Source organism: Gluconobacter oxydans DSM 3504, assembly GCF_000583855.1.
GTDB lineage: Bacteria > Pseudomonadota > Alphaproteobacteria > Acetobacterales > Acetobacteraceae > Gluconobacter > Gluconobacter oxydans.
The window spans coordinates 2,379,311-2,393,636 of sequence record NZ_CP004373.1; the positions used below are offsets into that span (position 1 = coordinate 2,379,311).

14 protein-coding genes are annotated in these 14,326 nt (G+C 64.7%); 6 read left to right on the plus strand and 8 right to left on the minus strand.

Features of this window, described 5'->3' with window-relative positions; translation table 11 throughout:
• Position 1 precedes the first annotated feature (1 nt).
• On the plus strand, positions 2–1,390 hold the full coding sequence (locus GLS_RS10555; protein ID WP_041112862.1) for an MFS transporter: 1,389 nt from the start codon (positions 2–4) through the stop codon (positions 1,388–1,390).
• On the opposite strand, the gene GLS_RS10560 is transcribed toward GLS_RS10555, so the two are convergent.
• Positions 1,359–2,027: a class I SAM-dependent methyltransferase gene (locus GLS_RS10560; RefSeq protein ID WP_041112186.1), complete on the minus strand. Its 669-nt coding sequence runs from the start codon at positions 2,025–2,027 to the stop codon at positions 1,359–1,361. The genes GLS_RS10555 and GLS_RS10560 overlap by 32 nt on opposite strands.
• Complete coding sequence (ubiA, locus tag GLS_RS10565) at positions 2,024–2,941, minus strand: 4-hydroxybenzoate octaprenyltransferase (RefSeq protein WP_041112187.1); 918 nt, start codon at positions 2,939–2,941, stop codon at positions 2,024–2,026. The genes GLS_RS10560 and ubiA overlap by 4 nt, the downstream gene beginning before the upstream one ends.
• Positions 2,942–2,976: 35 nt before the next feature.
• On the opposite strand from ubiA, the gene GLS_RS10570 reads away from it, so the two are divergent.
• The 4 genes from GLS_RS10570 (at position 2,977) to GLS_RS10585 (ending at position 6,787) form a co-directional block, all read left to right on the plus strand.
• Complete coding sequence (locus GLS_RS10570) at positions 2,977–3,723, plus strand: 16S rRNA (uracil(1498)-N(3))-methyltransferase (RefSeq protein ID WP_041112188.1); 747 nt, start codon at positions 2,977–2,979, stop codon at positions 3,721–3,723.
• 73 nt (positions 3,724–3,796) lie between these two features.
• Positions 3,797–5,173 carry a glutamate--cysteine ligase gene (locus GLS_RS10575; RefSeq protein ID WP_041112189.1) on the plus strand — a complete coding sequence of 459 codons (1,377 nt, stop codon included), beginning with the start codon at positions 3,797–3,799 and terminating at the stop codon, positions 5,171–5,173.
• A 27-nt stretch (positions 5,174–5,200) separates the two neighbouring features.
• Positions 5,201–6,157, plus strand: a complete 957-nt coding sequence (gene mbfA, locus GLS_RS10580) for an iron exporter MbfA (RefSeq protein WP_041112190.1) — start codon at positions 5,201–5,203, stop codon at positions 6,155–6,157.
• Positions 6,158–6,160: 3 nt separating this feature from the next.
• Positions 6,161–6,787, plus strand: a complete 627-nt coding sequence (locus tag GLS_RS10585) for a LolA family protein (protein WP_041112191.1) — start codon at positions 6,161–6,163, stop codon at positions 6,785–6,787.
• A 4-nt stretch (positions 6,788–6,791) separates the two neighbouring features.
• On the opposite strand, the gene rsmI is transcribed toward GLS_RS10585, so the two are convergent.
• Positions 6,792–7,625: a 16S rRNA (cytidine(1402)-2'-O)-methyltransferase gene (gene rsmI / locus GLS_RS10590; RefSeq protein ID WP_041112863.1), complete on the minus strand. Its 834-nt coding sequence runs from the start codon at positions 7,623–7,625 to the stop codon at positions 6,792–6,794.
• A 149-nt stretch (positions 7,626–7,774) separates the two neighbouring features.
• Here rsmI and GLS_RS10595 point away from each other — a divergent pair, with 149 nt between their 5' ends.
• Positions 7,775–9,097, plus strand: a complete 1,323-nt coding sequence (locus GLS_RS10595; protein ID WP_041112192.1) for a penicillin-binding protein activator — start codon at positions 7,775–7,777, stop codon at positions 9,095–9,097.
• Between the two features lie 87 nt (positions 9,098–9,184).
• On the opposite strand, the gene GLS_RS10600 is transcribed toward GLS_RS10595, so the two are convergent.
• The 5 genes from GLS_RS10600 to GLS_RS10620 form a co-directional block, all read right to left on the minus strand.
• Positions 9,185–9,568 carry a hypothetical protein gene (locus tag GLS_RS10600; RefSeq protein ID WP_041112193.1) on the minus strand — a complete coding sequence of 128 codons (384 nt, stop codon included), beginning with the start codon at positions 9,566–9,568 and terminating at the stop codon, positions 9,185–9,187.
• Between the two features lie 165 nt (positions 9,569–9,733).
• Entirely contained in the window at positions 9,734–10,648 is a 915-nt protein-coding gene (locus GLS_RS10605; RefSeq protein ID WP_041112194.1) for a lysophospholipid acyltransferase family protein, read from the minus strand.
• Complete coding sequence (lpxK, locus tag GLS_RS10610) at positions 10,645–11,628, minus strand: tetraacyldisaccharide 4'-kinase (protein ID WP_041112195.1); 984 nt, start codon at positions 11,626–11,628, stop codon at positions 10,645–10,647. The genes GLS_RS10605 and lpxK overlap by 4 nt, the downstream gene beginning before the upstream one ends.
• The gene (locus GLS_RS10615; protein WP_041112196.1) at positions 11,625–13,505 is read right to left on the minus strand and encodes a glycosyltransferase N-terminal domain-containing protein; all 1,881 of its coding nucleotides are present in this window, start codon (positions 13,503–13,505) and stop codon (positions 11,625–11,627) included. The genes lpxK and GLS_RS10615 overlap by 4 nt, the downstream gene beginning before the upstream one ends.
• A 70-nt stretch (positions 13,506–13,575) precedes the next feature.
• Positions 13,576–14,304, minus strand: a complete 729-nt coding sequence (locus tag GLS_RS10620; protein ID WP_041112197.1) for a polysaccharide lyase family 7 protein — start codon at positions 14,302–14,304, stop codon at positions 13,576–13,578.
• Positions 14,305–14,326 lie beyond the last annotated feature (22 nt).

Sequence of the window (14,326 nt, forward strand, 5' to 3'; positions counted from 1 at the left end):
AATGACGGTGACGACGGAAGACGGTCCTCAAGAAGAGTACGACGCTAAACGCCATGCCGGGCTGTATGGCGCCCAGCGCCTCAAGGCGATGTCGGCCGTGCTTCTGGCGCTCCTTCTGTCGGTGCTGGATTATGCGATTGCCAATGTGGCCCTGCCGCTGATTGCGCAGGATCTGCATGCGTCGTCTTCGCGGGCCATCTGGGTCGTGAATGCCTATCAGCTGGCCAATCTGTCATGCCTTCTGCCGCTGGCGTCGCTGGGCGCGCGCGTCGGGTTTGCGCGTCTGAGCCAGCTCGGGATCTTCCTGTTCCTGATCGCGTCCGTCGCCTGTGCGCTGTCACAGAACCTACTGGAGCTGACGCTCGCGCGGGCGCTGCAGGGGGTGGGCGGTGCCTGCATCATGAGTGTGAATATCGCGCTCGTCCGTTTCATCTACCCGCATAAGGAACTGGGGCGCGGGATTGCGCTGAACGGGCTGTTCGTGGGCCTCGGCGTGGCGCTTGGGCCGTCCCTGGGGTCGCTGATCCTGTCCGTTGCGAGCTGGCCGTGGATTTTCTGGATCAACCTGCCGCTGGCCCTCGCGGCTCTGGCGCTGGCTCATGCCGCACTGCCGCAGACCCCTCGGAGCGATATTCCGACCGATATGGTCGGGTCCCTGCTGACCGTGGCTTCATTTGCGCTAACCGGTGTGGGGCTCGATGGGCTGATGCATGCCGATTTCCTGTCCGGCGCGGCTGTTACGGTTGCGGGTGTGCTGTGCTGGGCCATGCTGCTGCATTATCAGCGCGAGAGGCTGGAGCCGATCGTGCCGGTCGATCTGCTGGCGCGCAGGCCGTTCCTGCTGGCCTGTCTGGTAGGGTTTCTGGGGTTTGTGGCCTCCAATCTTTATATCGTGGCAATGCCGTTCACGCTGGCGACCGCGTTTCACCGCGGGCCCGGGACGATCGGTCTTCTGATTGCGCCCTGGGCTGTCGGGGTGGCGACGATGTCCTTTGTGGTCAGCCGTCTGGCGGACCGTTTTCCGGCGTCGGTGCTGTCCTCGATCGGTCTGCTCATTACGGCGAGCGGATTCTGTCTGCTGTGGTTTCTGCCGACGGATGCCAGCAACTGGGCCATCGCCTGGCGGACGCTGTTTGCCGGATGCGGGTTCGGGCTGTTCCAGCCGCCCAATAACCGCGCAATCATGGTGACCGCGCCTCCGGGCCGTGAGGGCGGGGCGAGCGGCATGCTCTCCGTTGCGCGGCTGGGTGGGCAGACAACGGGGGCTCTGCTCGTGGCCGGATTATTTACGGTCTTTCCCCATCCGGCCTTCATTTGCCTGGGGGCCGCGATGATGGCGGCGCTGACGGGATCCGCTCTCAGCCTGGGGCGGAAATATCTCGCAGCCTGAAGAGCGTGGTGGCGCGCTGGTCCGCGCTTTCCAGCTCCTGCGTGACGGGAACGGTCTGCCGGGTCAGCACTTCGAGCGGCATTGACGGGGCGTAGTGCCGCCCTGGATCGCAGAGCCAGACTTCGCAGGTTTTCGAACATTCCAGCAGCCATGGCACGATCCGCGCCGCCATAGCCTCGTTGTAACAGACGTCTCCGATCACCAGCAGGTCACAATCGGGAATCGTTCCGATCAGGTCTCCGGCGACGGGGGCGATGGTCACGCTGCTGAGGCGTGCATTCAGAGCCGTGGCTTCCAGCGCCATGGGGTCGATATCGTTGGCCTGTACATCGGATGCACCCGACAGGGCCGCGGCAATGGCGGCGAGACCGCATCCGCAGGCTACATCCAGAACACGGCGCCCCCGGACATGCCCGGGATTATCGAGAATGAAGCGTGCGATGAGCTGGCTGCCGGGCCATGCGAAGGCCCAGAAAGGCGGCTCAATGCCGATCTGTTCGAGATAGACTTCGCTGGCCTGCCAGATGGGGGTGATTTCGGTCGCCAGATGGAGAGAAATTTCAGGCACAAGGGTGGCCTGTGCGATGGCAGTGTTGTCGCGGATGAAACCGGCGGGATCGCTCAGGGCCGTGCTCATCCGAAAAGTCTTGCGGCGACAAACCCTGCGGCCAGTACGAATCCGATGGGCACGTTGCGGCGGAACTCCCTGAGGCAGGCCGGGGCGTCATACGGGTTCAGCACGCGGACCTGCTGGAGCAGCATTGCGGTGGCGACAGCGAGGAACGGCCAGAAAGTCCAGTGCAGATGAGCGTGGATCGCGACGAGGGCCAGTGCCAGCAGCATGAGGGTGTAGCAGGTGGCTATGAACGGGCGGGCGCTTTTTTCCATCAGGCGGGAGGTGGAGCGGACGCCGATGCGGGCGTCGTCGTCCATGTCCTGAAAGCCGTAGATCGTGTCGAATCCGAGCTGCCAGAGAATGACGGCGCCGTAGAGCAGCAGGCCGTTGCCATCCAGCGTTCCGGCGGCTGCGGCGTAGCCCATGGGGGCACCGAATCCGAAAGTGAAGCCCATGACAAGCTGCGGCCACCAGGTGACGCGCTTGGCGGCCGGATACAGGGCAACGAGCAGGAGCGCGAGCGGGGCGAGCGCCCAGCAGACGGGCGGCAGGCAGAGGAGAACGCCCAGTCCGATCAGCAAAAGGACGGCCAGCAGGAGCAGGCCCTGTTTCAGGGACAGTGCGCCGCTGGCGAGGGGGCGGCCTGCGGTGCGGGCGACCTTAGCGTCGATGTCGCGGTCCCAGATGTCGTTCACGACGCAGCCGGCCGAACGCATGACGAGCGAGCCGAAGGCGAACAGGGCCGTGTCGATCAGGCGCGTCTGAAGTGACGCATGGGGTGCGAGGAACAGGCCCCACACGCCGGGCAGGAACAGGAGCCATGTTCCGACCGGACGGTCGAGACGGGCGAGCAGGGCATAGGAGCGCCATGGCTCGGGCAGGCGCGCAATGCGGCCGGTCAGCTGGATATCGGTATGGGCGCGGGTCTGGCTCATGGGAGATGTGATGCTGTGCAGACATGCTTCCGTCAATGGGCGAGGCGCGCTATCGGAAAAGGATGAGCCGATCCGACCCCCGTCTTTACGTCCCTGCATCTGAAATCGCCTTTGCTGAAGGCCAGACCGTCCCGCTTCCTCTTGGGCAGGCGCATTATCTGGGCAATGTGATGCGTCAGGGCGTGGGCAGTGCTGTGTGCGTATTCAATGAGCGCGACGGAGAGTGGGGCGCGGAGATTGCGGCCCTGAAAAAGGATAAAGGCAGCGTTCTGCTGCATCGCTGCGAACGGCCTCCGGCGCCGACGGACGGTGTGGAACTGCTGTTTGCGCCGCTCAAGCGGGATGCGACGGAACTTGTCATCCGTATGGGAACCGAACTGGGCGTGACGCGCTTTCGGCCGGTTGTGACGGAGCGGACCAATACGCACCGGCTCAATCTGGAGCGGCTGTCGGTGATTGCGACCGAAGCGGCGGAGCAGTGCGAGCGACTGGATGTTCCGGAGATCCTGCCGCCTGAGTCGCTGCGGGTGGTGCTGGCGGAGTGGCCGGAAGATCGTCCGCTGTTTGCCGCGCTTGAGCGTCGTCCGGGTGAGGATGCGGCGGTGCAGGCCGCGGCTCTGCTGATCGGGCCGGAGGGGGGATTCTCCGAGGCGGAAGTGGAGCTTCTGCGGCGGCATGCTGCCGTTCACGCGCTCAGCCTGGGGCCGCTGGTGCTGCGGGCGGAGACGGCCGTGTGTGCGGGGCTGTCCCGTCTGGCGACCAGGGCTGAGGATGCCGCCTGAGGGTGACAGAACCGTCGGACCTGCTACAGTTCAATCATTATCGAACAACGAATTCAGACCGAGGCCAAACGCCATGTCCAATCCCGGCACGTCCAATACTGCGTCGATCGAAAGCCGGGCGCAGCTCGTCGAGGCGATCGCGCGTGGTTGCAAACCGCAATCGGAATGGAAGATCGGCACCGAACATGAAAAATTCGGTTTTGTTCTTCCTCATGCTGCTGACGGACGCGAACCGCTCTCCCCGCCGCCTTACGCGCCGCGTGGAATCGGGGCACTGCTGGAGAAGCTTCAGGGGCCGGACTGGGCGCCGATCATGGACGGTGAGAACCTGATCGGGCTGAAGGGTCAGAACGCACAGGCAGGGCGGGCGATCTCGCTTGAGCCGGCCGGACAGTTCGAGCTTTCGGGCGCGCCGGTTGTCTCGCTTCAGGATACGGAAGCGGAAATGCAGGCGCATTTCGATCAGGTCCGTGGTCCGGCTGCGGAACTCGGGCTTGGCTTCCTGCCGTTTGGCTTTCAGCCGCTCTGGACGCGCGATGCCATGCCGTGGATGCCCAAGAGCCGCTATGCGATCATGCGCAACTACATGCCGAAAGTCGGTTCGCTCGGCCTCGACATGATGACGCGGACCTGCACGGTTCAGGTCAATCTCGATTTCAGCGATGAAGCCGACATGGCGCGCAAGATGCGCGTGTCGCTGGCACTTCAGCCCGTGGCGACTGCGCTGTTTGCGAACTCGCCTTTCGTCGAGGGCAAGGCCAATGGCCTGCTGTCCAACCGTGCACGGATCTGGACGGATACGGACAACCAGCGTTCGGGACAGCCTTCGGTGTTCTTCGAGGACGGGTTCGGTTTCGAGCAGTATGTGGACTGGGCGCTGGACGTGCCGATGTATTTCGTCTCGCGGGATGGAAAGAACATCGACGTTGCCGGCTGCTCTTTCCGGCGCTGGCTGGCGGGCGATGTGCAGGAACCGCTGAAGGGCCTGACGCCGACGGTCGGGGATTTCGAAGATCATCTGACGACGGTGTTCCCCGATGTGCGTCTCAAGCAGTTCCTTGAAATGCGTGGCGCGGATGCCGGAAAGCTCGAGATGATGGTGGCGCAGTCGGCCCTGTGGGTCGGTCTGCTTTACGATCCTGCCACGCTGGAAGCCGCTGAAAAGCTGGTACGTGAGCAGCCCTGGAGCGTGTATCAGCAGCTCCGGGCTGAGGTGCCGCGTCTGGGGCTGGATGCAGCGTTCCCGGGTGGTCTGAAACCGTTTGCCAAGCGTGTGGTTGAACTGGCCGAGCAGGGCCTGCGGGCGCGTGTGCGCAACGAGGCCGGGTATCTCGATCCGCTGCATCTGATTGCTGATGGCGGTCCGAATCAGGCCCAGTATTGGCTGGATCTGTATAACGGTGCCTGGGGCCAGAGCGTGAAGCCGCTCTTTACCGAAGCCGCCATCTGATTTTACGAGACGGGATCTGCTGCCTACGTGACGAAACTTTCCGATCTGACCGAACGCGAAATCCTTGCGCTGGCCATCGCCAGCGAGGAGGAGGATGGTCATATTTACGCGGATTTCGGCCAGATGCTGGCGGAGGATTATCCCGACAGCGCCGCCATCTTCCAGGACATGGCGGAAGAGGAAAACCACCATCGCCGCGCGCTGATCGACCTGTTCGTCCGGCGGTTCGGTAATCATATCCCGCTGGTCCGCCGGCAGGATGTGCAGGGGTTTCCGTCCCGCAAATCCGCCTGGCAGATGCAGAATCGCGGGATCGAGGCGATCCGGGCGCAGGCGGCCGACATGGAGCGGCAGGCCGCGCGGTTCTATCGTCAGGCCGCCGGGCAGACCAATGATGCGGAAATCCGCAAGCTGCTGGGCGATCTGGCGACCGAGGAAGACCGGCACCAGCGTGAGGCGCGGCGGCTTGAAGACGCGCATCTGAATGACAACACCCGTGACCGCGAGGACGAGCACAGTCGCCGGGATTTTGTCCTGCGGGTTGTGCAGCCGGGGCTGGTCGGGCTCATGGATGGCTCCGTCTCGACGCTGGCACCTGTCTTTGCGGCAGCTTTCGCGACGCACAGTCCGCATGCGGCGTTTCTGGTCGGGCTTGCGGCGTCGCTGGGGGCCGGGATTTCCATGGGGCTTGCGGAGGCTCTGGCGGATGATGGCAAGCTGTCCGGTCGAGGCGCGCCGCTGCTGCGTGGTCTGATCTGTGGCGCCATGACCTTCGGGGGCGGGATCGGGCATACGCTGCCGTTCCTCGTGCCGGATTTCCATCTCGCCTTTGGTGTCGCGATTATCGCCGTGGCGATTGAGCTTCTGCTGATTTCCTGGGTGCGCTGGCGGTATCAGGACACGCCGTTCGGATCGGCCATGGTGCAGGTCTTCCTTGGCGGGGCTCTCGTTTTTGCAACCGGTGTGCTGATTGGCAGTTCCTGATACATGATGAACCGTTCTTTTTTCCGCGCTGCCGCTCTGGTGGCGCTGCTGCCCGTTGCACTGCCATCCATGGCTTTTGCGCAGGCGACTCCCGCCCAGCTTCGTCCTGCGGATCAGGGCTGGATTTCACGGATCGAGGATGCGCTGGGGCAGGTCACGACCCTTCAGGCGCGCTTCAGGCAGACGGCGGCGGATGGCAGCACGACGGTCGGCACAGCGACGCTCGACCGGCCGGGCCGCATGCGTTTCGATTACGACAAGCCGAGTCCGCTGCTGCTGGTCGCCAATGACGGGCGTGTGGTGTTTCAGGATCGCAGCGTCGATCAGGTCACGACCATTCCGCTGGACCGCACACCGCTCGGGCTTCTGCTGCGTCCGGAACTCAAGCTGTCAGGCGATGTGACGGTGACGGGCTTCGAGCACAGCAACGGACAGATCCGGGTGCAGGTGGTGCGGACGCAGAGTGCCGGGGAAGGCACCCTGACGCTGGTCCTGTCCGATACGCCGCTCGGGCTTTTAGGCTGGACGGTCGTGGATGCGCAGGGGCGCACGACCACGATTGCCCTGTCCGATGTGCGTCTGGGCGGGACCGTGCCTCAGTCCCTGTTCGTACTTCCCAAGGCAGACTGAGGCTTTAGGCCTTCAGTTCGCGTGAAAGCTCCAGCGCGCGGGCATAGACCGTGCGTTTGGGCAGCTTGACGATTCCCGCCACGAGGGCGGCGGCATCCTTGACCGAATGGGTTGTCAGGGCCTCGCGCAGATGCGTGTCCAGATCGGCGGCGCCACTGTCATCTTCGGCAGAGGGACCGATCAGGAGCGTGATTTCGCCCCGTGGTGCTGTGGTGCGGAAATGTTCCAGAACCTCTGTCAGCGTGCCGCGCACCATTTCCTCGAAACGCTTGGTGAGTTCACGGCCGACGGCGGCTTCGCGCTCCGGGCCGAAGACGTCGATCAGGTCTTCGAGTGTTTCGATCAGCCGGTGTGGGGCTTCGTACCAGATCAGTGTGGAATGCAGTCCGGCCTGTTCAGCGGCGCGCAGGGTGGCAAAGCCGGTCTTGCGGGCTTCGCTTCGGGGCGCAGGGAAGCCCAGGAACATGAAGGGCAGGGGCGGCAGGCCTGACAGCGTCAGGGCCGTGACAACGGCATTCGGGCCGGGAATGGCCGTGACATGGATGCCGGCTGCGATGGCGGCCCGGACCAGCCGGTATCCGGGATCGGAGACCAGTGGCGTGCCCGCGTCGGAGACGACCGCATAGCGTGCACCGCCCTGCAGCTTTTCGATCAGGAACGGAGTGCGGTCCTGTTCGTTATGGTCGTGCAGTGTCCGGGTCGGTGTGGCAATATTGCGCGAAAGCAGGAGCTTTGCCGTGACGCGCGTGTCCTCGCAGAGGATCGCGTCCACGGTGTTCAGCGCCTCGATCGCGCGTTCGCTGATATCGGCCAGGTTGCCGATCGGCGTTGCAACCAATATCAGACATCCACCTTCGGCCTGGCCCTGCGCTGGCAGGGGGGCGGCCGGTAACGTTTCAGCCGCATCGCTCAAGGGAGTTTCAGCGGAACATGACTTTTCGGACATCTGCATCCTCGGTGACAAACTCAGGGGGTCATTGTCGCCCGTTGAGCCGTCTGCGCAAGGGTGTAAGCACCGGCCTCGCCGCGGGAACCTTCCTGACCCTTGCCGCCTGCTCGGGTGGCGGGTCGTCTTCCGTGCCGGGTGTGGGCGGCGTTCCGGGTGTTTCGGAAGGTCCGGGCGCGCATGATGTCGGGCTGATCCTGCCGCTGACGGGGCGCAATGCCGCTTATGGTCTGCGGATGCGCGATGCGGCGAAGCTGGCCCTTTCGGCCAAGGGATCGCCTGCGCTGGACGTGCATGACACCAATGCCCCGGGCGGCGCTGAGCAGGCGGCCCGGGATGCGCTGTCGCGTGGTGATGCCATCCTGCTGGGGCCTCTGACTGCAACGGAAACGTCTGCCGCGGCACCGCTCGCCGTCAATGCGGGTAAGCCGGAACTGGCTTTCACCAGCGACTCCACGCAGGCCCGTCCGGGCGTCTGGGTCATGGGTCTGACGCCGGAGCAGCAGGTGCGCCGGATGGTGGATGCTGCCCGGGCGACGGGACGCCGGACTTTCGCGGCTTTCCTGCCGGACAATGCCTTCGGACATGCGATGGGTGACGGTTTGGTGCGGGCCTGCCGGGATGCGGGGCTGAAAGAGCCGCAGATCGTGTTCCATACGATGGACGCGCAGAATATCGATGACGGTCTGAAGACGCTCTCCGCCATCGAGACGCGCCAGCCGGCCGCTCCGGCGCCTACGCCGACAGATGTCCCGGCCGGTCCCTCCGCGATCGATCCGACGGGTGAGACTGCGGCCAACCTGGCAGGGACGGCAGAAACGGGCGCGACACCGCCTGCCACGCCGACGGAAACTCCGGCTCCGGCACCTCAGACCGTACCGGTTCCTCCGCCGCCTTTCGATGCGCTGGTGCTGGCCGATACGGGGCTGGAACTGGGACGGGTTATTACGGCGCTCCAGGCGGATCATATCGATTCGTCGCAGGTCCAGATCATGGGGCCGGCGCTGTGGAAGGCGTTTGACGGCAAGCTCGGTGCCCTGCACGGGGCTTGGTATGCCGCGCCGGACGCGCATGACCGCATGGGCTATGTCGCGCAGTACCGGGCTCTGTACCAGCAGGCCCCGTCACCCGTCACGGATTTCGCCTATGATGCCGCGGCTCTGGCCGGAAGCCTGATCCGTCAGAGTGGCGTGACGACGCAGGCCCTGACGCGGCCGGATGGTTATATGGGTGTGGACGGTCTGTTCCGCCTGCGGCCGGACGGCCATGTTACGCGGGCGCTGGCGATCTATCAGATCCAGCGCGGCGGTGGTGCCCGCATTGTTGTGCCGGCTTCGCGGGATGTGGCGATCCGTCCGAGCTGATACGGTATTTTTTCAAAAGAAAAGCGCGTCCGTTTTTTTGAACGGCGCGCTTTTTTTATGTCTGGTCGAGGAAATCCGGGCGCAGGGTCAGGCGGCGCAGGTCTCGGCGAGCGGCAGGACCGGGCGGATGATATGCAGGGCGAGCTCGAAGCTGGCATAGCTGCCGAGTTCGTGGTCACGGATCTGGTCGATCAGCACCCAGCGCATGCCCTGGGGGCGCAGCATATAGGCGGGATCGGGGTTTTCGCGGACCCAGACAAGAACATGATCGACGGGAGCCGTGCCATCCACATTGACGGTGTCATGGGCGGCCGGGGCGATTTCCGCATCAAACACGCCCATCCGCTGTCCGGCTTCCAGCCAGCGCAGCAGATACTCGCGGTGACGGGGGAGAAGGCCCTGACGCAGAGGTACGATGTTGCTCGCGTTGCGGCCATGAGAGAGGTCGTGAAGGTGAGCCACCTGCGCCATCAGGAAGTCCTCATCATAAAGCCGGGCAAGGCACCCGGGTCGTGGTGATGAGTTCAGGCTAGGGTCCGAAAGGCACGTTTCACAATCTTTAATAACGTCTGGAGACGGTTTTGCGACATAAACCATCCCTACTGTGACAAATCTGCCATGCTCTCAGTGCATAGCTTAACACTGTGTTGTCATATTCCGGTACAGGGATTTGTCCCAGCGGCGGTGCAGCCAGAGCCAGGAACCCGGAATATCGCGGATCCATGATTCGAGACGGTCATTGAACACCTGCGTCAGGACGAGAACGTCCCTGGAACGGTCGTCCGTTTTCGTCGGCATGAAGGGTGCATCCACGACCAGAACGAGTCTGGCCGGGCCATCGCGGCGGACATGTCCGGTGACGATCAGGGCGTCGTGTCTCAGGGCGAACACCGCTGCGGCGGAAGCTGTCATGGCGGGGCGGCCGAAGAGCCGGGCCTCGATCCCGTCATTCATTTTCTGATCACCCAGAACGCCCAGATTCCCGCCTTTGGACAGGTATTTCAGGGCTGCACGCGCACCTTTCGCGCCTTTGGGGAACATAGGCACGTCCTGGCCCATCGCGTCCTGCCGGAGTCTGTGGATCAGGCGGTCAACGCCGGGGTTGCTGGCCGCGCGGTAGAAGGACGCAAATGGCATGCCATAGCGCGCCACGACAGGCGGCATGAGTTCCCAGTTGCCGATATGGCCCGAAAAGAAAATGACGGGCCGGCCTGATGCTCTGGCCGCTTCAAGATGCTCCGCGCCTTCGACGCTCCATCCCGCGCCGGAGGGCGTGTTCTGTTTCAGGCGGCTGATATGGGGAAACTCACCCACCGTGCGTCCCAGATTTTCCCAGCAGTCGCGGACGATGCGTCGGCGCGCGGACGCGTCATATTCCGGCAGGGCAAGCTGAAGGTTCCGGTCTGCGACTTTCGAGACGGGCAGCAGCGGTCCGATTGTGCGGGCCACCAACCCGCCCAGACTGGAAGACGCTGCGGGCGGGAGGGTGCGGATGGCGCCCAGAAGAACACGGACCAGAAGGGTTTCCGCACGGTACAGGAAAGACGTCACGAGGCGGAAAACAGCAGATCGAGGAGACGTTCGGGGGATTTCGGGTCGGCCCAGAGCAGCTCTACGCCAATGACCTTCACCTGCGTACGGAATGGGAATGGGAGTTTCACGGCGTCCTTGGCGGTCGTGACCAGCGTGGTTCCCGATTCCCGGCTGAGGGCTTCGAGGCGCTGGATGTCACGGGGCGTATAGAAATGATGATCGGGGAAAGGGAGCGAACGGATGGGGGCGACGCCTGCGTCCCGGAGCATGTCGAAGAATTTTTCCGGGCGGCCAATGCCTGCAAACGCCACAATGCGCCGTCCCTGAAGGGTCCGGATTTCGGGGCCCGGCACCAGTCGGGCCTGCGCGGTCAGGAGATGCGGCGGGAACGTCGGGATCAGGTTGTGCCGGTCATCCCCCATGACGACGACGGCCTGGGCGCGGGCAAGGGCATCGGGCACCGGTTCGCGCAGGGGGCCGGCGGGCAGAACGCATCCATTGCCGAAGCCGGTGACGCCATCCACGACAAGAACGGAGACGTCCTGATGCAGTGTCGGGTTCTGGAAGCCATCATCCATGACAAGGCAGTCCGCACCGTGGGAGATGGCGAGGCGGGCGGTTTCGGCGCGGTCGGCCCCGATCCAGGTGGGCGCGTTCTGTGCGAGGAGGAGCGGTTCGTCGCCCACGTCGCGGGGTGTGCTGCGGCTCGGATTGACGCCGATCGGGCCGCGCTCGCGGCCGCCATGACCCCGGCTCAGGATATGGGGGTGATGGCCCCGGTCTCTGAGGCGCTGGACGAGATCAAGGGTGAGGGGGGTTTTACCGGTGCCGCCCGTGGTGATGTTGCCGCAGCACAGGACCGGAACGGAGGCATGGAAGGTCGGCTGTCTGAGGCGACGGCGGGTGAGTGTTGTGGCGATGAAGGAAAACGGCCGCAGGAGACGGGCGGCGATGCTGCGGGTGGGGCGCAGCCAGAAACGGGGTGGACGACGCGTCATCGTTCAACCGTTTTCAGGATGCGGTCCCGCAGGACGCTCACCACGGTGCGCTGCAATCCCGTTGTCCTGACGGGCGGGAGAGGGGATTCGAGCCATCGTGTCAGACACTCCACATCGTTCACGACATGGATTGTATCAGAAACGGTGGCCATTGCCTCCCGCCAGTTCTCCATTTTCGGCCCCGTAGCCGTGGGGACCCCCAGACGGAGCGGCTCGAACGGGTTGTGGCCACCGCCCTTTCCAGCAAGGGAATTGCCCAGAAAACAGCGATCCGCCAGACGGTAGAACAGACCCAGTTCGCCCAGCGTATCGGCCAGCCAGATCTGTGTCTGCGGTGTCGGATCCTGACCTGCCGCCCGTCGGGGCAGGTCAAAGCGGGCTGCCAGCTCTGCCCCGCGGGCCGGGTGGCGCGGGACGATGATGGTCAGCAGATCAGGCTGGAGCCTGCTGGCTTTTTCCGCGGCCTGCAGGACAAGTTCTTCCTCGCCCGGATGGGTGGATGCGGCGACAAAGACAGGACGGTCGCCGATCAAGCCCCTCAGCCGGGCATATTCCGCCTCGTCATAGGCCAGTGGCGGGGCGTCCTGCTTGAGGTCGCCGTCTTCATAAACCGGGAGGGCCCCCAGAGCCCGGAAGCGGGCTGCGTCTTCGGGGCCACGGGCGGCCACCCAGGACAGGCGCTTCATCATGCGGCGTGCCGGGTCTCCCAGACGGGTCCACAGACGGGCCGAACGGTCCGACAGGCGTCCGTTGACGAGCATGACCGGGATGTCGCGGCGCGAACAGGCGGCGATGATGCCGGGCCAGAGTTCGCTTTCCACGAATATGGCGCCTTCCGGCTGCCAGAGGTTCAGGAAACGCCTGAGCCAGCGTGGCACATCATGGGGAATGAAGCGGTGGATGATCCGCTGCCCGTAGAGCGGATGCCGGGCCACGATCTCGCTGCCGGTGACGGTCGCGGTCGTAAAAAGGATGCGCATCTCGGGCCGGGCCTCGAGCAGGGCTTCGGCCAGTGGCAGGGCGCAGAGGGTCTCGCCGACGCTGGCGGCGTGGATCCACAGAAGCTGCCCCGTGGGGCGGTGGTCCCTGCGCGGGCCCACGCGCTCCAGTCCCATGCGCTCACGCAGGCGGTCGGGGAGTTCACGTCCGCGATGCAGGCGGATACGCAGCATGATCGTCAGGGCCGGGGCCATGAGGGTGCCGGCCACACGCCACAGACGGTCCGCCAGATTGGACTGGCGGTGCCGCACCACGCTCTCGGCGCGCAGCGAGACGTCGTTCAGGGCGTTCTGGAGGATCGTGGCATCAGGCTGGAACAGGGGCTCGCCCATGATGAGGGCGCCGCGTCCGAACGGAAGGGGGAAAGCCAGCCCGTCCCATGACGGCAGGCGCAGACTCGTGCTGGCCATCCCGACAGGAACGACCGCGCAGGCCGCAAGGCGGGAGAGCGCGACGGCTCCGGGCTGGACCTGTTCCGCCGGGCCTCGGGGGCCGTCCGGTGTGATCCCGACCAGCGAGCCTTTTTCAAGTTCCTTCAAAGCGGTGCGCAGAACGGCCGCGCCACCCTTGTTCTTGCCCTTTTTGCTGGAAGATCCGTGGATGCCGATGATGCCCCAGGGGCGGACGACATCGGCGATCAGCATTCCGTCCGGATTGCGGGAAATCAGTACCCGCAGTTCCAGGCGGGGTTCCAGCGTCCGCGCCCAGAACCACAGGGCCGGGCTGAGTGTCAGCGAGCGGTGCCAGAAGGCGACGACCGTACCCTGCGCCGGGGTTGTCAGGGTTTCGAGGGCGCGGGGTGAGCCACTGACCTGCCAGCGCGTGGAGCGCAGGCAGGTTCCCAGCCACAGGCGCAGGAGGCGCGGAAACAGGGTCATGCCGTGTCGGGTAGCACGCGGCGTTACAGGCGGCAAAGGTTGGACAGACTTTCCCGTACGGTCCTGGCCCTCACGGTGCCGGATGACGGACTTCCAGGGACGTGAAGGTCACCTGCGCCATGTCGCCGTGACAGGGCATGTGCCATCCGGTCTGGCCGGCGACGGCTTCGAACCACATGACGGGTGCGGTCCCGGCCATGGGCATTGCGAGCACGCTGCGACTGCCGTTGACGACAACGACGAGCGTTCCGTTGGGACGCGAGGAGATGGCATAGCTGACGTTGCGGTCCGGATAGATCGTACCGGCGACGATGTTGCGGGTCGAACTGCCATCATGGACGGTGACGGTCACCTGCGAGCGATGACCGTCTGCGACCAGTTCCACAACGGCACCGTGCGGGCTCTGGATGCGGCCGATGATAACGCGCTGGTCGCTGGGCCAGGTGTCGATATGCAGGCTGGCGTTCATGTCGGCCGGGGTCTGCTGGAAATACCAGGCCGTGCCTTCACGCAGGACGGTGGCAGGGGCCGTCTGTCCCCGGATGGACGGCTCAAGCCCGTCCGTCCGCAGGGTGATGGCGCCTGTTGCCGGGTTCTGCTGATAGAACGGGCTGTGATAGCCGGTTGCGAGCCTGGTGCCCGGAACAAGGCGCAGTTTCAGCCGTGCCTGCGGCTCCTGAAGGGTGAAGCTGCCTGCCTGTGGTGGAGAGCGTGTGTCCATGGCCGATGCGGGGACCAGCGCGGTACCCGCCAGTGCGAGGGTCAGGCAGGTTGCGCAGAGGAGGCGGGACAGGGACATGACGGTTCCTTCAGATCGGCAG

Coding starts and splice junctions, on each gene's coding strand:
- GLS_RS10585 (WP_041112191.1), top strand. CDS start 6,161: ATGATGAACCGTTCTTTTTTCCGCGCTGCCGCTCTGGTGGCGCTGCTG.
- GLS_RS10575 (WP_041112189.1), top strand. CDS start 3,797: ATGTCCAATCCCGGCACGTCCAATACTGCGTCGATCGAAAGCCGGGCG.
- GLS_RS10600 (WP_041112193.1), bottom strand. CDS start 9,568: ATGGCGCAGGTGGCTCACCTTCACGACCTCTCTCATGGCCGCAACGCG.
- GLS_RS10555 (WP_041112862.1), top strand. CDS start 2: ATGACGGTGACGACGGAAGACGGTCCTCAAGAAGAGTACGACGCTAAA.
- ubiA (WP_041112187.1), bottom strand. CDS start 2,941: ATGAGCCAGACCCGCGCCCATACCGATATCCAGCTGACCGGCCGCATT.
- GLS_RS10560 (WP_041112186.1), bottom strand. CDS start 2,027: ATGAGCACGGCCCTGAGCGATCCCGCCGGTTTCATCCGCGACAACACT.
- GLS_RS10620 (WP_041112197.1), bottom strand. CDS start 14,304: ATGTCCCTGTCCCGCCTCCTCTGCGCAACCTGCCTGACCCTCGCACTG.
- GLS_RS10570 (WP_041112188.1), top strand. CDS start 2,977: ATGGGCGAGGCGCGCTATCGGAAAAGGATGAGCCGATCCGACCCCCGT.
- lpxK (WP_041112195.1), bottom strand. CDS start 11,628: ATGACGCGTCGTCCACCCCGTTTCTGGCTGCGCCCCACCCGCAGCATC.
- GLS_RS10615 (WP_041112196.1), bottom strand. CDS start 13,505: ATGACCCTGTTTCCGCGCCTCCTGCGCCTGTGGCTGGGAACCTGCCTG.